The sequence below is a fragment of the Streptomyces sp. NPDC052496 genome, assembly GCF_040679095.1.
GTDB lineage: Bacteria > Actinomycetota > Actinomycetes > Streptomycetales > Streptomycetaceae > Streptomyces.
On sequence record NZ_JBFAUH010000020.1, the window covers coordinates 133633 to 154960 of the forward strand.

19 protein-coding genes are annotated in these 21328 nt (G+C 72.4%); 13 read left to right on the forward strand and 6 right to left on the reverse strand.

Annotation, left to right across the window (positions count from 1 at the left end; translation table 11 throughout):
• The first annotated feature begins 82 nt into the window (after positions 1–82).
• The 4 genes from AB0L45_RS25820 to AB0L45_RS25835 all read left to right on the forward strand — a co-directional run bounded on the left by AB0L45_RS25820 (position 83) and on the right by AB0L45_RS25835 (position 3835).
• On the forward strand, positions 83–778 hold the full coding sequence (locus tag AB0L45_RS25820) for an alpha/beta family hydrolase (protein WP_365843823.1): 696 nt from the start codon (positions 83–85) through the stop codon (positions 776–778).
• Positions 765–2117, forward strand: a complete 1353-nt coding sequence (locus tag AB0L45_RS25825; protein ID WP_365843825.1) for an erythromycin esterase family protein — start codon at positions 765–767, stop codon at positions 2115–2117. Before AB0L45_RS25820 ends, AB0L45_RS25825 begins: the two co-directional genes overlap by 14 nt.
• Positions 2118–2164: 47 nt before the next feature.
• Entirely contained in the window at positions 2165–2890 is a 726-nt protein-coding gene (locus AB0L45_RS25830; protein ID WP_365843827.1) for a phosphoribosyltransferase family protein, read from the forward strand.
• Between the two features lie 606 nt (positions 2891–3496).
• Complete coding sequence (locus AB0L45_RS25835) at positions 3497–3835, forward strand: hypothetical protein (protein ID WP_365843829.1); 339 nt, start codon at positions 3497–3499, stop codon at positions 3833–3835.
• A 65-nt stretch (positions 3836–3900) separates the two neighbouring features.
• Here AB0L45_RS25835 and AB0L45_RS25840 read toward each other — a convergent pair whose 3' ends face one another.
• From AB0L45_RS25840 to AB0L45_RS25850, 3 genes are all read right to left on the reverse strand, one after another.
• Positions 3901–4311: a DUF6010 family protein gene (locus tag AB0L45_RS25840; RefSeq protein ID WP_365843831.1), complete on the reverse strand. Its 411-nt coding sequence runs from the start codon at positions 4309–4311 to the stop codon at positions 3901–3903.
• Between the two features lie 70 nt (positions 4312–4381).
• Positions 4382–4675: a DUF3817 domain-containing protein gene (locus AB0L45_RS25845; protein WP_365843833.1), complete on the reverse strand. Its 294-nt coding sequence runs from the start codon at positions 4673–4675 to the stop codon at positions 4382–4384.
• Positions 4672–5139, reverse strand: coding sequence for a DUF2269 family protein (locus AB0L45_RS25850; RefSeq protein ID WP_365843835.1), 468 nt, complete (start codon positions 5137–5139; stop codon positions 4672–4674). Before AB0L45_RS25850 ends, AB0L45_RS25845 begins: the two co-directional genes overlap by 4 nt.
• Before the next feature lie 301 nt (positions 5140–5440).
• Between AB0L45_RS25850 and AB0L45_RS25855 the strand changes: the two genes are divergently transcribed.
• Entirely contained in the window at positions 5441–6391 is a 951-nt protein-coding gene (locus tag AB0L45_RS25855) for an AraC family transcriptional regulator (protein WP_365843837.1), read from the forward strand.
• A 74-nt stretch (positions 6392–6465) separates the two neighbouring features.
• Here the strand turns inward: AB0L45_RS25855 and AB0L45_RS25860 are convergent, their stop codons facing one another.
• Positions 6466–7314 (reverse strand): class I SAM-dependent methyltransferase, encoded by an 849-nt coding sequence (locus AB0L45_RS25860; RefSeq protein ID WP_365843839.1) that lies wholly within the window; start codon positions 7312–7314, stop codon positions 6466–6468.
• 73 nt (positions 7315–7387) lie between these two features.
• On the opposite strand from AB0L45_RS25860, the gene AB0L45_RS25865 reads away from it, so the two are divergent.
• Positions 7388–7984, forward strand: a complete 597-nt coding sequence (locus AB0L45_RS25865; protein ID WP_365843841.1) for a TetR family transcriptional regulator — start codon at positions 7388–7390, stop codon at positions 7982–7984.
• A 129-nt stretch (positions 7985–8113) separates the two neighbouring features.
• Here AB0L45_RS25865 and AB0L45_RS25870 read toward each other — a convergent pair whose 3' ends face one another.
• Positions 8114–9145 (reverse strand): LacI family DNA-binding transcriptional regulator, encoded by a 1032-nt coding sequence (locus AB0L45_RS25870; protein WP_365843843.1) that lies wholly within the window; start codon positions 9143–9145, stop codon positions 8114–8116.
• Positions 9146–9292: 147 nt separating this feature from the next.
• Here AB0L45_RS25870 and AB0L45_RS25875 point away from each other — a divergent pair, with 147 nt between their 5' ends.
• From AB0L45_RS25875 to AB0L45_RS25895, 5 genes are all read left to right on the forward strand, one after another.
• On the forward strand, positions 9293–10618 hold the full coding sequence (locus tag AB0L45_RS25875) for an extracellular solute-binding protein (protein ID WP_365843845.1): 1326 nt from the start codon (positions 9293–9295) through the stop codon (positions 10616–10618).
• Positions 10619–10623: 5 nt separating this feature from the next.
• Positions 10624–11592, forward strand: coding sequence for a sugar ABC transporter permease (locus tag AB0L45_RS25880; protein ID WP_365843897.1), 969 nt, complete (start codon positions 10624–10626; stop codon positions 11590–11592).
• The gene (locus AB0L45_RS25885) at positions 11589–12434 is read left to right on the forward strand and encodes a carbohydrate ABC transporter permease (protein WP_365843847.1); all 846 of its coding nucleotides are present in this window, start codon (positions 11589–11591) and stop codon (positions 12432–12434) included. Before AB0L45_RS25880 ends, AB0L45_RS25885 begins: the two co-directional genes overlap by 4 nt.
• Positions 12435–12510: 76 nt before the next feature.
• Complete coding sequence (locus AB0L45_RS25890) at positions 12511–14196, forward strand: glycoside hydrolase family 13 protein (protein WP_365843849.1); 1686 nt, start codon at positions 12511–12513, stop codon at positions 14194–14196.
• A gap of 140 nt (positions 14197–14336) precedes the next feature.
• The gene (locus AB0L45_RS25895; protein ID WP_365843851.1) at positions 14337–15974 is read left to right on the forward strand and encodes a carboxylesterase family protein; all 1638 of its coding nucleotides are present in this window, start codon (positions 14337–14339) and stop codon (positions 15972–15974) included.
• Between the two features lie 99 nt (positions 15975–16073).
• Here the strand turns inward: AB0L45_RS25895 and AB0L45_RS25900 are convergent, their stop codons facing one another.
• Positions 16074–18464, reverse strand: coding sequence for an excinuclease ABC subunit UvrA (locus AB0L45_RS25900; protein ID WP_365843853.1), 2391 nt, complete (start codon positions 18462–18464; stop codon positions 16074–16076).
• Between the two features lie 254 nt (positions 18465–18718).
• Here AB0L45_RS25900 and AB0L45_RS25905 point away from each other — a divergent pair, with 254 nt between their 5' ends.
• Complete coding sequence (locus AB0L45_RS25905; protein ID WP_365843855.1) at positions 18719–19849, forward strand: amidase domain-containing protein; 1131 nt, start codon at positions 18719–18721, stop codon at positions 19847–19849.
• A gap of 145 nt (positions 19850–19994) precedes the next feature.
• Positions 19995–21269, forward strand: coding sequence for a hypothetical protein (locus AB0L45_RS25910; protein ID WP_365843857.1), 1275 nt, complete (start codon positions 19995–19997; stop codon positions 21267–21269).
• Positions 21270–21328 lie beyond the last annotated feature (59 nt).

Below are 21328 nucleotides of genomic sequence, written 5' to 3' on the forward strand. Positions count from 1 at the left end.
TGGGCGGTCGTGGTGCGGTGCGGCGGGCGGGGGCGCGGCGGTGCAGGCGCCCGGTCGGAGGATGGAACGAGGCGAGGACGCAGTGACGACGCACGAGACGGTGTCCGCACCCGGCGGGGTGGTGCTCGACAGCGACCTGGAACTGCCGGATTCACCGCGCGCCGTGGTGCTCTTCGCACACGGCAGCGGCAGTTCACGGCGCAGCCCGCGCAACCGCGCGGTCGCCCTCGCGCTGCGCCGTTCCGGTCTGGCCGCCTTGCTGCCGGACCTGCTCACCACGCAGGAGGCCGAGGAGGACGCCGTCTCCGAGCGGCACCGTTTCGACATTCCGCTGCTGGCCGAGCGGCTGGTCGCGGCGGTCGACTGGCTGTGCGAGCACCCGGCCACCCGGGACCTGCCGCTGCACCTGTTCGGCGCCAGTACGGGGGCGGCGGCCGCCCTGGTGGCGGCTGAACGGCGGCCCGCCCGGATCCGGTCCGTGGTGAGCCGGGGCGGCCGGCCCGATCTGGCGGGCGAGGCGCTGGAACACGTACGGGCCCCGGTGCTGTTGCTGGTCGGCGAGCTGGACACCGAGGTGTTGCGGCTGAACCGCGAGGCCGCCGCCGCGATGCAGGCGCCGTGCGAGGTGGAGGTGGTGCTCGGCGCGTCCCACCTGTTCGAGGAGCCCGGAACCCTGGAACAGGTGACGGAAGCGGCACGCGAATGGTTCCTGCACCCGCCGGCGCCCGCCGGGCCCGTCCGGCCGCCCGCTCCCGGAGGCGGCGATGGCCGCCGCTGAACCGCTGGATTCCGACCTGACGCACGTTCTCTCCACCGCCCTGCCGCTGGCGGACCCCGCCACGCTGGACCCGCTGATGGAACGGATCGGCGACGCCCGCTACGTCCTCCTGGGGGAGGCGTCGCACGGCACCGCGGAGTACTACTGGTGGCGCGCGCAACTGACCCAGCGGCTGATCGCGGAGAAGGGGTTCGCCTTCGTCGCTGTCGAGGGTGACTGGCCCGACTGCCTCGACCTGCACTGTTCGGTGACCGCGGCGCCCGGCGCGCCCGAGGACCCGCAGCAGGCGCTGGAAGGGTTCCGCCGCTGGCCGCGGTGGATGTGGGCCAATACGGACGTGGCACGCTTCGCCCGCCGGCTGCGCGCGCACAACACCGGCCTGCCGCCCGGTGAGCGGGTCGGCTTCTACGGCCTGGACGTCTACAGCATGTGGGAGTCGCTGGAGGCGGTGCTGTCCTACCTGGGTGAGCACCACCCGGACCAGGTGCGGCAGGCGGAGGAGGCGTACCGGTGCCTCGAACCGTACGGACCGGACCCGCAGACGTACGCCCTGGCCACCCGGATGCTGCCCTCCGGGTGCGAACCCGAGGTGGTCCGCCTCCTGGTGGCCCTGCGCGAACGCGCCCGGCAGCCGGCGGACACCTCGTCCGTGGCGGAGCTCGCCGCGCTGCAGAACGCCGAGACGCTGGCCGGCGCGGAACGTTACTACCGGGCGATGGTCCGCGGCGGGCCCGAGTCGTGGAACATCCGCGATCACCACATGGCCGACACCCTGGACCGCCTGACCGCGCACCACGGTCCGGGCGCGAAAGCGGTGGTGTGGGCCCACAACACGCACGTCGGTGACGCGCGGGCCACCGCCATGGGCCCGGCCGGGATGATCAACATCGGCCAGGTGGTACGGGAACGGCACGCCGCGGACGGTGTCGTGCTCGTCGGCTTCGGCTCGTACCAGGGGACGGTCGTCGCGGGCAGCCGCTGGGGAGCGGAGGCCCGTACGCTCCGCGTCCCCGAAGCACGCGCGGGCAGCGTGGAGGAACTGCTCCACCAGGCCCTGCCCGAGGAACGGGCCCTGTTCGTCTTCCCGCCCCGGGACAGCGGCACCGGCCTGCACCCGGAGGCCGCGGCACCGGCCGGCTGGGCCGGTGTGCGCCGGGACCACCGCGCCATCGGCGTCGTCTACCAGCCGGAGCGCGACGCGTACGCGAATTATGTACCCACCACCCTCGCCCAGCGTTACGACGCCTTCCTGTACCTGGACCGCACCCACGCCCTGACCCCGCTGCACCCCGAACCGCCCGCCACCGGCGAGGAGGAGACCTGGCCCACCGGCCAGTGACCCGCCCGCGGTCTTCCCGAGCAAGCCACCCAGGGCAAGGAGCATCCATGCGTTTCACCGACCGCCGGCACGCAGGCCGGGCCCTCGCCGAGTGGCTGCGCGCGCCCGCCGACGCCACGGACGACGCAGGCGGCACGGCCGGTACGTCCGGCGGCGCGCCCGGTACGTCCGGTGCCGCGGCCTGGCCGTACGGTGCGGCCGACCCGCTCGTCCTGGCGCTGCCGCGCGGCGGCGTGCCCGTGGCCGCGGAGGTCGCCCGGGAGTTCCGGGCGCCCCTCGACGTGCTGGTGGCCCGCAAGATCGGCGTACCCGGCTCGCCCGAGACGGGCATCGGCGCCCTCGTCGCCGAGGAGCAGCCCGTCTTCGACCACCGGGCCCTGCGGTTCCTGGGCCTGGCCGAGGACCGGCTCGCCCCCTCCGTGGCGCGCGAACGCGCCGAACTGCACCGGCGCGAAGACCTCTACCGGGAGGGCCGGCCCGAGCCCCGCATCACCGGGCGCACCGTACTCCTCGTCGACGACGGCCTCGCCACCGGCCTGACCGCCCTCGCGGCCCTGCGCCACCTGCGCCGCCGGCAGCCCGCGCACCTGGCACTCGCCGCACCGGTCGGCTCCCGCAGCGCCGTCACGGACCTGTCCGAGGAGGCCGACCGGGTGTTCGTCCTGCACCAGCCGGACCACTTCCGGGCGGTCGGCGAGTGGTACGACGACTTCGGCCAGGTCGGTGACGACGAGGTGATCGCCGTGCTGCGCGCCGCGTCCTCGCCGGCCTGAGCGGTCGTACCGAGCGGGCTGACGTGCAGGCCGATGGCCGGTCATGTGCCCATGGCGGCCACGCCGATGAACCGAGGAACGGCTGCTCGCGCTCTTCGGATCCGGTGAACGCTGCCCGCATGACGGCTGTGGCCGCGAGAGCCGAGAACCCGTCCCGCCTTCGGAGTCGGAGAGCCCGACCGGTCCTTCGTACGCTCGGAGGGCCCCGGGGGGCTCGGCGCGTGACCAGGAACCCATCACAGTTCGACGCCACCGAAACTTGACCGCCTGCGGCACGATGTGACACCTCGTACGCCTGCGCCGCGCCGGGCACCGAGCAGAGCCACGGAGGTGACGGAGACCCGTACCCGAGCGCGGGTCCTGCAGAGCGGACTGGTCAATGCACGCAGTGCCGGTACGGTCCGCGCGTAAGTCCGCCCCGGTGTCCCGGCGGCCTGCGGACCCACTGGTTCCGGAGCGAAGCCGCACGGAGAGTGCTTGTCCGGCTACGGCTGTGCTGTGAAGCTTCCGCCGTACGTTCCGCGGCGGGCCGGGGCACGGGGCAGCACCCGGCCGGACCCAGCCGCTGGTTCTGCCCCGTGGACCACCCCTCAGAAGGGCAATCTCATGGTGCGACCGAAACTGCGGCCCTTACTGCTCGGCTTGGGCACTGCGGCCGTCATGCTGGGCACCACTCCGGCAGCGGCCACAGCGGCCGAAGCCCCGGCTCCGAAGGGCGCGTCTGACGCCGCCTACTACTCCTGCACGGTTCCCCGCGGCTACACCTACAACCACGTCTCGCGCACCACGACCTGCTCCACCGGCGTGCTCTATCACGTGGTGAAGCCCAAGACGGGCCTGTGGGCCTGCACCGTTCCGGCGGGTTTCACCTGGACCCAGACCTCGACCACCATCGTCTGCACCACCAGCGGATTCGGCACGCTGTACCTCCTCCGGGCCAAGTGAGCCCGGCCGTGTCGGGTGCTCCGACGCGTGCTCGTCCATGACCGTGCGCGACTCCGGGCGGATCGTCAGGCGTGCGGGGTGCGTGCGGCAGAGCGCGTACGCATCCGGTCGACGACCGACGGTCCGCCCGCGAAGCACCACAGGGCCAGTACGGGGTCGCAGACCGCGCAGCCGAAGGAGGAGTACTCGGCGAGCGGGATGATGGGGCTGCCCTGGAGATGGTGCAGGACGTCCCAGGCGGTGTGGGCGAGCCAGCCGATGCCGATGAACGTCCAGTTGTCGAGCCCCCGGTAGGCGAGATACCAGAGGGCGACCGGGAGCACGAACTCCCACGGGCCGAGGCCGCCACCGCTGATGTAGGCGGCGCCCGCACCGGCGATGCCCAGCGCGTTGACGCGGCGTCGGTGCGGTTCGGGGATCAGGGACATGCAGACGATGGCGATCAGGGCTATCAGGATCGGCATGACCACGGACATGGTGCAGCGTTCCCTTCGGATGCGGAGGTGGGAGAAGAGGTAAAGGGAAAGGGAGCCGCCGGTACGTGTCTCAGCCGGCCTCAGCCGACCGGCCGCCCCGCTCCGTGGCCCGTGTCAGGCTCCGTAGAGCCAGGAGCCCGCCGACGCCCGGGAGCAGGGACAGGGCGACGGCCGCGGGGGAGCGGCGCGGATCGCGGGCGGTGGCGATGACGGTGAAGAGGTAGGCGCAGCCGTGCAGGGGGCCGGCCAGGGAGGAGACGGCGGGCAGGTGGGCGGTCACCAGGTTGGCCAGCAGGATGACCAGTGAGACGAGTTCGACGGTGGCGGCGGTACGGAGCGGCTGTCGGTCGCGGCGCACGGTCACGCCCCCGTGGTCGAGCCGGGACGGATGATCATGAGGACGGTCACCACGGCCCAGAGCAGGTTGAAGACGCCGGTGAGCATCGCCAGCCGGGCGGTGGCGCCGCGCTCCACCGGGGATCCGGCGCCGTCGAGCCGGCCGAGCAGCGCCTCCTGGCCCGGGAGGACGAGCAGCGCGAGGATGCCGGCCGCGGCGGCGGTGAGGATGATGGACGTGATCAGCCACGCGTCACCGAGGACGCCGAGGCTGCGGGCGGTCGCGAAGCCGAAGACCGGTACGGCCAGGCCGATGACGGCGTAGACACGGCAGATGCGGTGCAGCAGCCGGACGCCGGAGAGCGCGGCGGCGTCCGGTCCGGACGCCTGGGCCCGGCGTACCGCCGCGGGGAACATGCTGGCCGCCACGGTCACCGGACCGATGGCGATGATCGCGGCCAGGACGTGCACGGCGAGGAGGAACTTCGTCACCGGCCGGCTCCGGACTGCGCGTGCCGCAGGGCAGGGGGAGTGGTGGCAGCCGGGGCCGAAGTGGCTTCGTCGACAGGCATGACAGGGTGTTTCCTTCTTCCGCTCGGGGAGGGCGGCGTGCTCCCGCACCGCCGCCGGGATCGTGCAGCGTCAGGCTAGGCAGGCCACGCGTCGAGCCCCAGGGGCTGAAATGACAATTTCCAACGGGTTCCCGCCACCCGTGTCCTACTGCGAAGCATCCGGCCATGGCTATCTGACCTGGCTCTTTCGGCGCGGCGGGTTCTCGCTTACCGTGTCCCGCATGCATACGGTGGCGGTACTGGCGCTGGACCACGTGGTGGCGGGGGACTTGGCGACCCCGGTCGAGGTGTTCGGGCGGGCGCGGCTGGCGGACGAGCGCCGCCCGTACCAGGTGCGGGTCTGCGCACCACAGCCCCAGGTGATCACCGAGACCTTCACGCTCGTCGCGCCGCACGGCCTGGAGGCGCTGCGGGACGCGGACACGGTCGTCGTGCCGGGCTGTACCGAGGAAGCCGCCCCGCCGAGTGCGGAGGTGTGCGACGCCTTGCGCGCGGCAGCGGCCGCCGGCACCCGCATCGTCTCCATCTGCACGGGCGTGTTCACCCTCGCCGCCGCAGGGCTGCTGGACGGACTGCGCGCGACCACGCATTGGATCGCGGCCGACGTGCTGGCCGAGAGGTTCCCGCTCGTCGACGTACAGCCGGACGTGCTCTACGTGGACAACGGACAGATCCTGACCTCGGCCGGAGCCGCCGCCGGCATGGACCTGTGCCTGCACATCATCCGGCGGGACTTCGGTTCGGCGGTCGCGGCCGACTCGGCCCGGCTGTCGGTCATGCCGCTGGAACGCGAGGGCGGCCAGGCGCAGTTCATCGTGAACGCCCGGCCGCCCGTGCCCCAGGGCTCCCTGCTGGAGCCGGTGCTGACGTGGATCGAGGACCACCTCGCCCAGGACGTGACCCTCGCGGAGATGGCCGCGCGCTGTGGGCTGAGCGAGCGGACGTTCAGCCGCCGCTTCCGGGAGCAGACGGGCACCACACCGTTGCAGTGGCTGCTGCGGGCCCGGGTGCGGCGTGCGCAGTTCCTGCTGGAGACCACTGCGTACGGTGTCGAACGCATCGCGGCCCAGGCGGGTTTCGGCTCGCCCACCGCTTTCCGGGAACGGTTCAAACGCGTCGTCGGTGTCACGCCGCAGTCCTACCGATCGGCCTTTCGCGCCGAAGCCTCCTGAGGGCACCGCGGGAGGTGGCAGCGCGGTTGCCCGGGTGAGTGGCGGGCGGCTGCGCGGGTGCGGGCTGTGCCGGTTCAGGCGGTGTCCGTCCGTCTCGCGACCACCGCCACCGTGGCGTACCGCAGCGTGAAGCTGCCGCCCATCGCGTCGATGGCGGCGCCGATGCCGGACAGCAGCTCCTCCAGCTGGGCCGGGGGGAGCCGGGTGTGGTCGCCGGTGGTGGGCACCTGGTCCAGCCAGGCGTCTCGTGTGTACGTGTGCTCCCAGTCGAAGCGCCACCGCTCCGGAGCGTCGAAGGCGCCGCCTGTCGCGCGTATGCCGTGTGCTGCCTGATCGCACAGGGCTGCGTACGCGTCTCCGGTCGTCGGTGTCGTCCATTGGCGGGCGGCGAGCGAGTCGGGCAGCAGGCTGCGGTAGACCGCTGCGAAGGCCGCCGCCAGTTCGGGGGTGGGCTGGGCCGCGTTCCAGATCGTCGCCAGCAGGCCGCCGGGGCGCAGTACTCGGGCCGCTTTGCCCGCCCCTGCCGCCGGATCCACCCAGTGCCAGGCCTGCCCGGAGACGACGGCGTCGAAGGTCCGGCCGGCCGGATCCCAGGTCTCGAAGGCAGCCACTTCGGCTTCGAGCCCGAGCCGCCGTGCCGGACCGGTCATGCGCGCGTCGGTGTCGACGCCGAGTACGTCGCAGCCGGCCGCCGCGAACTGCCGGGCCAGGATGCCCGTTCCGCAGCCGACGTCGAGAACGGCGGTGCCGGCGGCGGCCGTACGGGGCAGGGCGGCGACCACGCGGTCGACCAAGGCCTGCGGGTAGCGGGGGCGGGCGCGGTCGTAGCGTTCGGCGTCGGTGCCGTACGACTCGGCCACCTGCCGGTGCCGGTGGGGTGCGGTGTCAGGGGCCGAGGGATGCTCCGGAGGTAAAGTGGGCATGCGCCCACTATGAGTGGGCGAGTGCCCACTCGTCAACGGGGCGAGTGGTGCGGACGAGAGAGGGGAAGGGCCCGTGCCGACTGGGGTGGCCATCCGAGACGTACGTGAGCAGCTGTTCGGCGCCGCCGAGCGCGTCCTGCTGCGGGACGGGCCGAGCGCGCTCACCAGCCGGGCGGTGACCACGGAAGCGGGCTGCGCCAAGGGCGTACTGCACCGGCACTTCGAGGACTTCGACGCCTTCCTCGCCGCTCTGGTGGAGGACCGCATCGCCCGGACCCACGGCTGGGCGGCCGCCCTGCGTGCCGCGGCCGGGACGGGCGCCGTCGCCGGTCATCTCGCCGACGCGCTGACGGAGCTGTTCGAGTCGGTGGCCGTGGCGGTCGTCGGCCTCGTCAGCTCGCGCGACGAACTGCGCGCACGGCTGCGCCGGACCACGCCGGCCGGCCTCCCGCTGCTCACCGAGGCCACGGCCGCGATCGCCGCCTACCTGGCCGCCGAGCAGGAACGGGGGCGGATCGCGGCGGACGCCGACATCGACACGCTCGCCCCCACACTGGTCGGCGCCGGGCACCTGCTCTTCGCCGACCGGAAGGCCGCCCCGCCGGAGCCCGAGGCCGTCCGCAAGGCCGTGGCCGCGGTGGTGGCCGGAGTCGTACGGGATACGCCCTGACCTGAATGCGGGGGCTTCCGTTCCCGGGTGTTCCTCCCGGGCGTCTCCCGGGCGTTCCACCCGGACGTCCCTGCCGGGTTCAGCAGAACCAGCCCCACAGTTGCTGTCCCGGCCCGCACAGCCACCGGCTCAACTCCCCACCCCCGGCGGCCCGGTGCTGCTCCGCAGGACGAGTTCGGTGGGCAGGACGATGTGACGGCCCTGGTCGGTCTCGGAGCCGTCGATCACCGCGCGGGCCAGCCGTACGGCGGCGCGGCCGATCTCCGCAGCGGGCTGGGCCAGGGTCGTCAGGCCCAGCGGCCCGGCCATGACGTGGTCGTCGAAGCCCAGCACCGACATCCGGCCCGGTACCGGGACGTTGGCCGCGCGCAACGTCGTCAGCAGGCGGAACGCCAGGTCGTCGGTCTCGGCGAACAGGGCGGTCGGCGGGGCCTGGAGGCTCAGCAGCCCGCCCACGGCCGCGGCCAGGCCGCCGCCCTTCCAGTCGGGCACGCTCAGGACCAGCGCCTCGTCGTGCTCCACGCCCGCCTCGGCGAGGGCGCGCAGATGGCCGGCCAGGCGGTCCTTGCTGCTCCAGGCGAAGCCCGTCTCGTCGGAGGTCTGGAGGAACCCGATCCGGCGGTGCCCGAGGTTGAGCAGGTGGCGGGTGCCGCGCAGGGCCGCGTCCTGGTCGTCCACGTAGACGCTCGGGCACCCGGCGGCGTGCTGGCTGACGAAGACCAGCGGCATGCCGAGGTCGTCGAGGCGGGCGCGTTCGGCGGGGGAGAGGGCGAAGCTCACCACCAGCAGGGCGTCGGCGTTGCGGCGGGCGGGCAGCCGGTCGAAGAAGTCGGCGCGTTCGTGGACGTCGGTGACGCTGTAGAGCAGCAGGTCCAGGCCCGCGTCGCGCAGGGCGGGGGCCATCCCGGACAGAGCCGCGCCCAGGAACCACGACTCCAGGTCCGGCAGCAGGACCGCGACCCGCCCCGTACGGCCGGTGACGAGGCTGGAGGCGCTGCGGGTGATGGCGAAGGACAGGTCACGGGCGGCCGCCTCGACCCGGGCGCGGGTGGCGTCCGAGACGGTCGGCAGGCCGCGCAGGGTGCGCGAGACGGTGGAGACCGACACCCCCGCCCGATCCGCGACATCGGCCATCGTGGCCGCGCTGCGAGCTGAGGACATGGCGGGACGCTAGCACAAATGGGTGATGACAGCGTTGCCAGGTGGACTGCCAAGAAATCTGTTGTTCACCGGCCGTTGACCCTGCGACGAGCGCACTCCTAGCCTGCAAGCGCTGTCATGGCGACAGCCAAGACGTGAGGAGCACTCATGGCCTTGAGCCGCAGGACCCTGCTCGCCGGCGGGCTCGCCGCCGGAGCCGGGCTCGCCGGCGGTTGCGCGGGAAAGCCCCTGGACACCTTGCTCACCCAGGCCGCCCAGACCCCGCGCACCCCGGCCACCCTCACCTGGTGGGTGTCCGAAATCCCCGCCCGGGACGGCACGGTGGTGGCCGACCTGGTCATCCGCGCCTTCCAGCGCCGCCACCCGCACCTGCGGGTACGCAAGTCCAACGCGCTCAGCACCACCGACGGCAACCGTGCCGCGGTCACCACCCAGCTCGCCGGCGCCTCCCCGACCCCCGACGTGTACCTGGGCGACACGACCTGGCCGGCCCAGTTCGGCACCCACTCCCTCGCGCTGCCGCTCCAGACGCTGCTGCCGAAGGACTTCTGGTCGGGCTATCCGGAGGCGCTGCGACGGGTCAGCGAATACCGCGGGTCCGTCTACGCGCTGCCCTTCTTCACCGACAGCTCCTTCCTGTACTACCGCAAGGACCTGCTGGCCAAGCACGGCCGGCCGGTACCCCGCACCTGGGAGGAACTGCTGCACACCGCGCGCACCGTCCAGCGGGCCGGCGACGCGGCGTACGGGTTCCTCTGGCAGGCGTCCGTGTCGGAGTCGCTGACCTGCAACGTCACCGAGTTCCTGGCCGACGCCGGGGCCCCCGTCCTGGATCCGGCGGGCCGCCTGGCGCTCCACGGGGCGGGCGCGGAACGGGCGTTCGCGCTGATGGCGGAGTTCACCGCGACCGGCGTCACGCCCCGTACCGTCACCACCTACGTGGAGGCCGACTCCCAGGACGCCTTCACCGGCGGCCGCGGTGTCTTCCTGCGCAACTGGTCCTACGCCTGGGGCAACGCCGCCGACCGCAGGTTCTCCAGAATCGCCGGCCGGGTCGGTGTCGCGCCGCGCCCCGGCTTCGAGGGCGGCGGACCGCCCGGCGTGAGCTGCGCCGGCGGCTGGAGCAACTTCGTCAACCCCAACTCCCGCAACCTCGCGGCCGCGGTCGCCTTCGCCCGCTTCTGCGCCGGCGAGGAGGTACAGATGATCCTGCTGAAGCACGCCGGGGTGATCCCCGCGCTCCACGACGTGCTGACCCGGCCGGCGGCCCGGGCCGTCGGCGACCCCACCCTCACCCGGGCGCGCGACCTGCGGCTGGTGGCCCGGCCGGTGCAGACCCCGCACTACCCCCAGGTCAGCAAGGCGCTCTACACCCAGGCCAACGCGGTGACCGGGGGCCGCGCCACACCCGCCGAGGCGGTCCGCGCCGTCCGCGCCGACGTGCGGGCCGCTCTGGAAGGCGAGGCGCTGTGAACGCGATGACCTCGACCGCGACCGAGGCGCGCCCCGTCGGGGCCGGGGCCCGGCGCGCCGCCACCGCCGGTGGCTCCGCCCGGCGGACCGGTCGCCACCAGGCCCGTACCGGCCGGTTCTTCGCCGCACCGGCGCTGCTCGTCGTCGCCGTCGGCACGGTCTTCCCGGTGCTCTTCTCCGTCCTGCTCAGCTTCGCCGACGTACGGCTGGAGTACGGCGGGTTCCGGATCGGCTCCCTGACGGGCGAGCACTACGCCGCGGTGCTCAGCAGCCCCGAATGGCGCCAGGCCCTGGTGTTCACCTTCGGGTTCACCGCCGTCACCGTCCTGCTGGAACTCGTCCTCGGCACCGCGGCCGCGCTGGTCCTGGAGCGGCTCGGGGCCGCCCGCGGCCGGCTGCTGGCCCTCCTGCTGCTGCCCTGGGCGCTGATCAACGTGGTGGCCGCGCAGCTGTTCGGCTATCTCTTCAACGGCACGTACGGCGGTCTGACCTGGCTCTTCGAGCAGGTCCTCGGCCATCAGCCGGACATCCTCGGCCAGCCCGCCTCCGCCATGGGCGCCATGGTGGTGGTCGACGTCTGGAAGACCACGCCCTTCGTCGCGATCGTCGTCCTCGCCGGGCTGATGCTGATTCCCGGCGACGTCTACGAGGCGGCGGAGGTGGACGGCGCGGGCGCCTGGACGACGTTCTGGAAGGTGACGCTGCCGCAGCTGCGCCCGATCATCGCCATCGCCGTCCTGTTCCGCATCCTCCAGGCGTTCGGCGTCTTCGACCTGCCGTTCGTGCTGACCCAGGGCGGACCCGGCACCGCCACCCAGTCCCTGGCCATGCTCGGGTACAAGACGCTCTTCCAGAACCTGGAGATCGGCCGGGGCGCCGCCGTCGCCACCACCACCGCCGTCATCGTCATCGGCTGCTGCCTGCTGTTCCTGCGCGTCTTCAAGGCGCAGGCCGACGAAGGGGGACGGGCATGAGGACCGGGCACCGTACCGGCCTGCGCCGCCACCTCACCGGCGTCAACCTCGGCGCCCTGGTCATCGTCGTCCTGACGACGCTCCCGCTGTACTGGATGATCACCGCGTCCTTCAAGGGCCCGGGCGAGATCAGCGCCGCGCCGCCGACCGCGTTCCCCGGGGAGCCCACCCTCTCCAACTACACGGAGGCCTTCGTCCGCAACGGCATCGGCCGCTACCTGCTCAACAGCGTGCTGGTCGCCTCGGTCTCGACGGCCGCCGTCCTGGGCCTGTCGTTCTTCGCCGGGTACGCCCTGGCCCGTACCCCGCTGCGCGGGCGCGGCGCCGTCATGACGGCGCTGCTGATGCTCTCCGTCTTCCCACCGGTCGCCCTGGTCGTACCGCTGTTCCTGCTGGAGCGGCAGGCCGGGCTGCTCAACTCGTACGCCGGGCTGATCATCCCCTACGTCGCGCTCAACCTGCCGTTCGCGATCTGGATCATGCGCAACTACCTGGCCGGCCTCCCGCGCGAACTGGAGGAGGCCGCCACCATGGACGGCGCCGGGCCGCTGCGCACCGTCCTGACCGTCATCGCCCCGCTGGCCCGGCCGGGCCTGTTCACCGCCGGGATCTTCACCTTCACCGCGACCTGGACGGAGTTCCTGCTGGCGCTGACCTTCAACAGCGAGGACGGCCACCGTACGGTCCCGGTCGGCATCGCCCTCTTCACGAGCCAGTACACGGTCCCGTACGGGACGCTGTTCGCGGGGGCCGTGGCGGCCACGCTGCCCATCGGCATCCTCGTCCTGATCTTCCGCCGTTCCCTCGTCTCGGGCATGACCTCCGGGGCGGTGAAGGGATGACGCCACGGGAACCGCGGCCGGCCGCCCCGCACCGAACGCCCCCTGACCTCCGTACCGCACACCGAAAGGCAGCCACGTGACCGCACAGCACTCCGCCGCCGGCCCCGCGACATCCGGCGGCGCACTCCGCGACTGGTGGCGGCAGGCCGTCGTCTACCAGGTCTACCCGCGCAGCTTCGCCGACTCCGACGGCGACGGCATCGGCGACCTGCCCGGCGTGACCTCCCGCCTCGGCCACCTCGCCGCCCTGGGCGTGGACGCCGTCTGGCTCAGCCCCTTCTACCCCTCCCAACTCGCCGACGGGGGCTACGACGTCGCCGATTACCGCGACGTCGACCCGCGCCTGGGCACCCTCGACGACTTCGACGCACTGGTGGACCAGGCGCACCGGCTGGGCCTGAAGGTCATGGTCGACATCGTGCCCAACCACTCCTCGGACCAGCACGTCTGGTTCCAGGAGGCGCTGCGCTCCGCCCCCGGCTCCGCCGCGCGGGAACGGTACGTCTTCCGCGAGGGCAAGGGCGAGCACGGCGAACTCCCGCCCACCGACTGGGCCTCCTGCTTCGGCGGCCCCGCCTGGACCCGGCTGCCCGACGGCTGGTGGTACCTCCACCTCTTCGCCCCGGAGCAGCCCGACTTCAACTGGGACAACCCCGAGGTACGCGCCGAGTTCCGCACCACGCTGCGCTTCTGGTCCGACCGCGGGGTGGACGGCTTCCGCGTCGACGTGGCGCACGGCCTGGCCAAGGATCTGGCCGCGCCGCTCCGCGACACCGGCGGCGTCGAGGCGTACGAGCCGGACGACCTGCCCGAGGACGGCAGCCACCCCTTCTGGGACCGCGACGAGGTGCACGAGATCTTCCGCGACTGGCGCAAGGTCTTCAACGAGTACGACCCGCCGCGCGTCGCGGTCGCCGAGGCGTGGGTACGCAACTCCCGCCGCACCGCCTACGCCACCCCGCAGGAACTGGGCCAGGCCTTCAACTTCGACTTCCTGAAGGCCTCCCTGCACGCCGGCGAACTGCGCGCCTCCATCGACACCGCGCTCGCCGACGCCCGCGCCGCCGGGGCCACCGCGACGTGGGTGCTCTCCAACCACGACGTGATCCGGCACGCCTCCCGGCACGGCCTGCCGGACGGCTGCGACGAGGAGGCGTGGCTGCTGGCCGACGGCCTGGCGCCCGCCCTCGACCGGGAGTACGGGCTGCGCCGGGCGCTCGCCGCCACCTTGCTGATGCTGGCGCTGCCCGGCTCCAGTTACCTCTACCAGGGCGAGGAACTGGGCCTGCCCGAGGTCGCCGACCTGGACCGGGCAGCCCTCCAGGACCCGGTGTGGTTCCGCAGCCAGGGCCGGTCGAAGGGCCGGGACGGCTGCCGGGTGCCCCTGCCCTGGAGGCGCGGCGGCAGCTCGTACGGCTTCGGCAGTGGCGGCTCCTGGCTGCCGCAGCCGCCGTACTGGGGCGACCTGTCCGTCGAGGCGCAGGAAGGAGACCCCGCCGCGCCCTTGGAGCTGTACCGCGCCGCACTGCGCCTGCGCCGCGAACTCCTCGCCGACGAGGCCCTGGAGTGGGCCGACGGGCCGGACGCGGCCGCCGAAGGGCTGCTGCACTTCCGCCGCTCGGGCGGCTGGCACTGCCTGGCGAACCTGTCCGGCACACCGAAGCCGCTGCCCGGCGGCACGCTGCTGCTGTCCTCCGCGCCTGTCCCGGGCGACGCGCTGCCGCCGTGGACCACGGTCTGGCTCCGTACGGCGACGGACTGAGCGGGCGAAGGACACCCCGGGGCCCCGGAGGAGAGGTGCGCGGGGCGGCCGTGTCCACCGGCCCGCCACCGCCGTTTCCTCCACGACCGGCGCACGCCGCGGCCGCGCGGCCCCGCGCCACTTCCGGGAGGAGACCGCTCATGAGGAGTCGCAGAGGACCGGGAAGGAAGACCGGCGTCGCGGCGGCCGTGGCCCTGCTGTGTGCGGGAGCAGCGGCCCCGGCCGCACCGGTCGACGTACGGCCGGGGCCCGGTGCCGGACAGGACCATGTCACCGTACGGACCGACACCGGCCGGGTACGGGGCGTCCGCACCGCCCGGCACCGGCTCTTCCAGGGCATCCCGTACGCCGGGCCGCCCAAGGGCGCGTACCGCTGGGCGGCTCCCCGCCCGGTGGCGCCCTGGCGCGGGGTCCGGGACACGACCCGGCCGGGACCGCTGTGCCCGCAAGTCCCCTCCCCGTACGCGCAGGTGGCCAGCGAGGAGGAGGACTGCCTGGTCCTCAACGTCACCACGCCCGCCCGCGTACGGCGCCCCGCTCCCGTGCTGGTGTGGATCCACGGCGACGGCTCGGTCGGCGGCGGCAGCTTCTTCGACGCCCGCCGGCTCGCGGACCGCGGTCTCGTCGTCGTCACGGTCAACTACCGGCTGGGAGTGTTCGGCGGCTTCGCCCACCCGGGCCTGAAAGGCTCGGGGACCTTCGCCCTCCAGGACCAGCAGGCCGCGCTGCGCTGGGTACGGCGCAACGCGGGCGCCTTCGGCGGGGACGCGGGCAACGTGACCGTGGCGGGCTCCTCGTACGGGGCCTCGGCCATCACCGCGCACCTCACCTCGCCGGGCGCCCGAGGGCTGTTCCACCGGGCCGTCCTGTCCAGCGGCGAGGGCATGATGGACATGCCGGCCGGGACCATGGGGCCCGGCGTGCCCGGCTACCCGTGGTTCGTGTGGCGCCAGGGCCGGGAGATGGCGGACATCAGCGCGGAGATGACCTCCTCGCTCGGCTGCGCGGCGGACGGTCCCGCACGGACCCTGCGGTGCCTGCGGGCCCTGCCGGTCAAGAAGATCCTCGAGGTGCCGTTCATCATGAACGCCTTCCAGGCCTTCGCCTACGGCAACGAGACCCTGCCGGACCTCCCGCCGCGAGCCCTGCGCGCGGGCCGCTTCCAGCACGTACCGGTGCTTTCCGGAGCGACCCGCGACGAACACCGGACGTTCGTGGGCCTGCAGTACGACGCCGTCGGCAAGCCCTTCACGCAGGCGCATTACGGTCAGAGCCTCGCGACCGCGTTCGGCGAGAACGCGGAGCGGGTGCGCGCGCGGTACCCGCTCTCGCAGTTCCCCTCCCCGGCCATCGCCTGGTCAGCGGTCGTCACCGACCGGATGTGGGCCCGCGGCACGCACGCGCAGCACACCGCGCTCGCACGCCGAGTCCCGCTGTACGCCTACGAGTTCGCCGACCGGAACGCCCCCATGTACCTGCCCCTGCCGGGCCGGTTCGACTTCGGCGCCTATCACGCGGGCGACACCCCCTACCTGTTCGAAGAGGCGGCGGCGCAGCAGCGCTTCACGGCGGCGCAGCGGTGGCTCTCGGCCACCATGACGAGCCAGTGGGCCGCCTTCGCCCGCACCGGAACGCCCAACGGGCCCCGCCTGCCCGCCTGGCGCCCGTACCGGAACGCCGACGCGCGTCCGTACACCCAGTCCCTGGCGCCGGACCGGATCGCCCCGGTCGATTACGCCGCGGAGCACGCGCTGGAGTTCTGGCACCGGCTGCCGTGACGCGACGTCACCGGAACACCGGGTACGCGGGGGAGCGGCGCGCCGGACGGAGAGGTGTACGTTCCGCCCGACGCGCCGCCGCATGTGCGAACTGCCCGGTCAGGCGCCGACGTACGCCGCCAGGTGCTCGCCGGTGAGGGTGGCACGGGTGGCGACGAGCTCGGCCGGGGTGCCCTCGAAGACGACCCGGCCGCCGTCGTGACCGGCACCGGGACCGAGGTCGATGATCCAGTCGGCGTGCGCCATGACCGCCTGGTGGTGCTCGACGACGATCACCGACTTGCCGGAGTCCACGAGCCGGTCCAGCAGACCGAGCAACTGCTCGACATCGGCGAGGTGCAGCCCGGCGGTCGGCTCGTCCAGGACGTACACGCCTTCCTTGTCGGCCATGTGCGTGGCGAGCTTGAGTCGCTGCCGCTCGCCGCCGGACAGGGTGGTCAGCGGCTGGCCGAGGCTGAGGTAACCGAGCCCGACGTCCGTGAGCCGGTCCAGAACGCGCTGGGCCGCCGGAGTCCGCGCCTCACCCGCGCCGAAGAACTCCGCGGCCTCGGCCACCGGCATCGCCAGCACCTCGCTGATGTCGCGGCCCGCGAGGCGGTATGCGAGCACCGACGGCTCGAAGCGCTTTCCCTCGCACTCCTCGCAGGTGGAGGCGGTACCGGCCATCATCGCCAGGTCGGTGTAGACGACGCCGGCGCCGTTGCAGTTGCCGCAGGCGCCCTCGGAGTTGGCGCTGAACAGCGCCGGCTTGACGCCGTTGGCCTTCGCGAACGCCTTGCGGACCGGGTCGAGCAGCCCGGTGTACGTCGCCGGGTTGCTCCGCCGTGAGCCGCGGATCGGTGTCTGGTCCACCGAGACCACCCCCGCGCCGGCCGGGACCGAGCCGTGCACCAGCGAACTCTTGCCGGAACCCGCCACACCGGTGACCACGCAGAGCACCCCCAGCGGGATGTCCACGTCGACGTTCCGCAGGTTGTGCCTGGTGGCGCCGCGGATCTCCAGCGCACCGGTGGCCTTGCGCACGGTCTCCTTGAGCGCGGCCCGGTCGTCGAAGTGGCGGCCGGTGACGGTGTCCGAGGCCCGCAGCCCCTCGACGGTGCCCTCGAAGCAGACCGCGCCGCCCGCCGTACCGGCACCGGGGCCCAGGTCGACCACATGGTCGGCGATCGCGATGGTCTCCGGCTTGTGCTCCACGACGAGCACGGTGTTGCCCTTGTCGCGCAGCCGCAGCAGCAGATCGTTCATCCGCTGGATGTCGTGGGGGTGCAGACCCGTCGTGGGCTCGTCGAAGACGTACGTCGTGTCGGTCAGCGAGGAGCCCAGGTGGCGGATCATCTTGACGCGCTGGGCCTCGCCGCCCGACAGCGTGCCCGACGGCCGGTCCAGCGAGAGATAGCCGAGACCGATCTCCACGAACGAGTCGAGGGTGTGCCCGAGAGCGGTGAGCAGCGGCGCCACCGAGGGCTTGTCGAGGCCGCGCACCCACCCGGCCAGATCGCTGATCTGCATCGCGCACGCGTCGGCGATGCTGGTCCCGTCGATCCGCGAGGACCGGGCCGCCTCGCTGAGCCGGGTACCGTCGCACTCGGGACAGGTCCGGAAGGTGACCGCCCGGTCCACGAACTCGCGGATGTGCGGCTGCATCGCCTCCCGGTCCTTGGCCAGGAACGACTTCTGGATCTTGGGGATCAGCCCCTCGTAGGTCAGGTTGACGCCCTCGACCTTGACCTTGGTCGGCTCCCGGTACAGGAAGTCCTGCATCTCCTTCTTCGTGAACGACCGGATCGGCTTGTGCGGGTCCAGGAAGCCCGACTCGGCGTAGACCCGCACGGTCCAGAAGCTGTCCGACTTCCAGCCGGGGATGGTGAACGCGCCCTCGGCGAGCGACTTGGAGTCGTCGTAGAGCTGGGTGAGGTCGATGTCGGAGACCGCGCCGCGGCCTTCGCAGCGCGGGCACATGCCGCCGGTCCGGCTGAAGGTCGCCTTCACCGCCTTCTTGCTGCCGCGCTCCACGGTGATCGCCCCGCTCGCCCGCACCGAGGGGACGTTGAAGGCGAACGCGCCGGGCGAGCCGATGTACGGCTGTCCGAGCCGGCTGAAGAGGATGCGCAGCATCGCGTTGGCGTCGGTGACGGTACCGACCGTGGAGCGCGGGTCGGCGCCCAGCCGCTGCTGGTCGACGATGATCGCGGTGGTCAGCCCGTCCAGTACGTCGACCTCGGGCCGCGTCTGCGTCGGCATGAAGCCCTGCACGAAGGCGCTGTACGTCTCGTTGATCATCCGCTGGGACTCCGCGGCGATCGTGTGGAAGACCAGCGAGCTCTTGCCCGAGCCGGAGACCCCGGTGAACACCGTCAGACGGCGCTTGGGGATCTCGATGCTGACGTCCTTGAGGTTGTTGACCCGCGCGCCGTGCACACGGATCAGGTCATGGCTGTCGGCGGGGTGCGGCGCAGGTGACCGGGGGGCGGGTCTCGCGGCCTTGCTCATCGTGCGTCTCCTTCGTCGGGCGGGGCCGGTGGCGCGGCTCCCGTTCGGCGTCACCTGGCGGTGAGGTCCATGGCGTCACGCTAGCTCCGGCACGGTGGCCGGCGCTTCTCGAATCCTGACCGGTCCGGCCGCGCGCGAGGTGCCGCGCAAGCGGTGACCTCGGCGTTCCCGCGGCCCAGTGATCCGCTGTCGGGCATTTCGTGTAAAGATTCCCTGCCCGGCCCGGGTGGGCCGGGGTGACAAGGGGAAATTTCGTGAAATCAACGATCCTCAGATCCGCCGTCGGCACGGTCCTCGCCGTGGCCGCGGCGGCCGTGTGCCTGCCTGCCTCGTCCGCCGCCGCGGCGCCGCGGACCGCCGGCGTGGACCAGGCGACGACGCAGACCTTCGGCCGTACCGCCGACGCCGTCCTGACACAGCGCACGGCGGCGCTGCTCGACAACCGCTCGGGCCGAATAGCCCCGCTGCCCCGCAAGCAGGTGCGCCTGTCGGCCCGCCTGGCACGCGCCGAGAACGCCGGGGTCTCCTCGCTGCGGGCCCGCAAGCAGCGGCTCGCCGGCCTGGGAGAGGCGTACACCGCCGCCGACACCCAGGTCACCGTGGACAGCACCCGGCTCACCGGCCGGCACGCCACGGTGGAGGTCACCGAGAGCACCACGCTCACCTACAAGAAGATCCGTGGTGACGAGCCGGCCACCACCGGCTTCAAGGCCCGCCACGAGCTGGACTTCACCGCGGTCCCGGGCGGCACCTGGGAGCTGACGGGCATCACGTCCAAGGACGACGGTCCCGGTGCGATCAACGCTCCCACGCTGCGGGCGGCGGTCGCGGACGCCGCGGACACCACGCCCAGCGCGCCGCCCGCCGACACCTCCCGGCCCTGGCGCGCGTACCCCCGCAAGCAGCTGACCGGCGGGTACGACTACGCCGCCATGGCCGCGTACTCGGAGAAGTACTGGCGGAACTACAACCCCGAGTACCGCGCGTTCAACGCGGCCGGCGGCGACTGCACCAACTTCCTGAGCCAGGCCCTGAAGGCGGGCGGCTGGAAGACCGAGGGCGGCGCGTCCTCGGACTACCGCACGTGGTGGTACGACGCCGCCCACCAGTCCGACAGCTGGGTGGGGGCCAACGAGTGGTCCTGGTACGCGCTGAACTCCAAGCGCGTGACCAGCCTGTCGAACGTCTACCAGATGGACGTCGGCGACGTCATGCAGATGGACTTCGACGGTGACGGGTCCAAGGACCACTCCATGATGACGACGTACCGCAGCAGCTACGGAGTGCCGTACCTGACGTACCACTCGACCAACACCTACCGGAAGTCGGTGGCGAGCATCATCGCGTCCTACCCGGACGCGGTGTACTACGCCTACCGCACCTGACGGCCGGGCCGGGCGGCCCTGAGGTGCCGCCCGGCCGCCGGGCCCCGGCGTGTGACGCGATACGGACGCCAGGGGTTGAGGAGCGGCATGACACCTCTGTGATACTTGGGCCAGAACACGTGTTTTGGTGCCAGGGGGTAGGGAAATGTCGAAGAGAAGTGCGCTCGGCGCGCCGGCTCTGGTCACCGTGGCGGCTCTCGCCCTCGGCCTGACGGCCTGCGGTTCCGACGACCAGGGCGAGGACAAGCAGGCGGCGGCGCCGTCGCAGGGCGCCGACCGGCCGCGGCCGGCACCGCCCGAGGGCGGCGCGGGCAAGGGCGGCGGGACACCGAAGCCCGAGGAGAAGTGGGACGGCAAGGTCAAGGTCCTCGGGGACGGTTCGACGTCCTACACCGGACCCCAGCCCAAGCAGCCCAAGCCCGCGAAGCTCAAGCCGGGCGAGAAGCCGCCGCAGTTCGTGGTGTTCTCCTGGGACGGCGCGCTGGAAGGCGACGACCACCTCTTCTCGCACTTCCGGGAAGTCGCCAAGGAGAACAACGCCAAGATGACGTTCTTCCTCACCGGCACCTATCTGCTGCCGAAGTCGAAGGCGACGCTGTACAAGCCGCCGCAGCACAAGCCGGGCGCTTCGGCCATTTCGTACGCGACGAACGAGCACATCAAGGACACCCTGCGACAGGTCCGGGGCGCCTGGCTCGAAGGAAACGAGATCGGCACCCACTTCAACGGCCATTTCTGCGGGGCCAAGGGCGGCGGCGACTGGAGCGTCGCGGAGTGGAAGAGCGAAATCCAGCAGTCGTACTCCTTCGTCCAGAACTGGAAGACGAACACCGGGTACACGAGCCTGCCCCCGCTGCCCTTCGACTACAAGAAGGAGCTGGTGGGAGGGCGCGCGCCCTGCCTGGAGGGGCAGGAGAACCTGCTCACGGCGGCCAAGGAGTTCAACTGGCGCTATGACGCCAGTTCGCCCGGTGACTTCCAGATATGGCCGTCGAAGAAGAACGGCATATGGAATTTCCCGTTGCAGCTGCTGCCCTACCCGCAGAGCGAGAAGCAGGTCCTGTCCATGGACTTCAACTTCCTCTACAACCAGTCCGGGGACAACACCAAGGGTGACCCGGCGAAGTACGCGCAGTGGCGCAAGCTGACCCGTGACGGATATCTCAACGGATTCAACCGCGTCTACCACGGGAGCCGGGCGCCGCTGTTCATCGGCAACCACTTCGAGGACTGGAACGGCGGCATCTACATGAAGGCCATCGAGGACGTCGTGAAGGCGGTGTGCACGAAGAAGGAAGTGCGCTGCGCCACGTTCAAGCAGGTGGCCGACTGGCTGGACGCCCAGGACCCGGCGGTGCTGGAGCGGATGCGCGGCCTCGACCCGGCGCAGATCACGGACTGGGCGTCGGTGGTGAAGTAGGCCCGGGCCGCCTGCGCGCCGGCGCGCGGAGAGCGGAAAGCCTCCGGCCCGCGACCCCT

Bases quoted from the DNA above. Each gene is read 5' to 3' on its own strand.
- AB0L45_RS25825 (WP_365843825.1), top strand. From the start codon at position 765: ATGGCCGCCGCTGAACCGCTGGATTCCGACCTGACGCACGTTCTCTCC.
- AB0L45_RS25840 (WP_365843831.1), bottom strand. From the start codon at position 4,311: ATGTCCGTGGTCATGCCGATCCTGATAGCCCTGATCGCCATCGTCTGC.
- AB0L45_RS25870 (WP_365843843.1), bottom strand. From the start codon at position 9,145: ATGTCCTCAGCTCGCAGCGCGGCCACGATGGCCGATGTCGCGGATCGG.
- AB0L45_RS25900 (WP_365843853.1), bottom strand. From the start codon at position 18,464: ATGAGCAAGGCCGCGAGACCCGCCCCCCGGTCACCTGCGCCGCACCCC.
- AB0L45_RS25910 (WP_365843857.1), top strand. From the start codon at position 19,995: ATGTCGAAGAGAAGTGCGCTCGGCGCGCCGGCTCTGGTCACCGTGGCG.
- AB0L45_RS25875 (WP_365843845.1), top strand. From the start codon at position 9,293: ATGGCCTTGAGCCGCAGGACCCTGCTCGCCGGCGGGCTCGCCGCCGGA.
- AB0L45_RS25880 (WP_365843897.1), top strand. From the start codon at position 10,624: ATGACCTCGACCGCGACCGAGGCGCGCCCCGTCGGGGCCGGGGCCCGG.
- AB0L45_RS25860 (WP_365843839.1), bottom strand. From the start codon at position 7,314: ATGCCCACTTTACCTCCGGAGCATCCCTCGGCCCCTGACACCGCACCC.
- AB0L45_RS25835 (WP_365843829.1), top strand. From the start codon at position 3,497: ATGGTGCGACCGAAACTGCGGCCCTTACTGCTCGGCTTGGGCACTGCG.
- AB0L45_RS25895 (WP_365843851.1), top strand. From the start codon at position 14,337: ATGAGGAGTCGCAGAGGACCGGGAAGGAAGACCGGCGTCGCGGCGGCC.
- AB0L45_RS25855 (WP_365843837.1), top strand. From the start codon at position 5,441: ATGCATACGGTGGCGGTACTGGCGCTGGACCACGTGGTGGCGGGGGAC.
- AB0L45_RS25885 (WP_365843847.1), top strand. From the start codon at position 11,589: ATGAGGACCGGGCACCGTACCGGCCTGCGCCGCCACCTCACCGGCGTC.
- AB0L45_RS25830 (WP_365843827.1), top strand. From the start codon at position 2,165: ATGCGTTTCACCGACCGCCGGCACGCAGGCCGGGCCCTCGCCGAGTGG.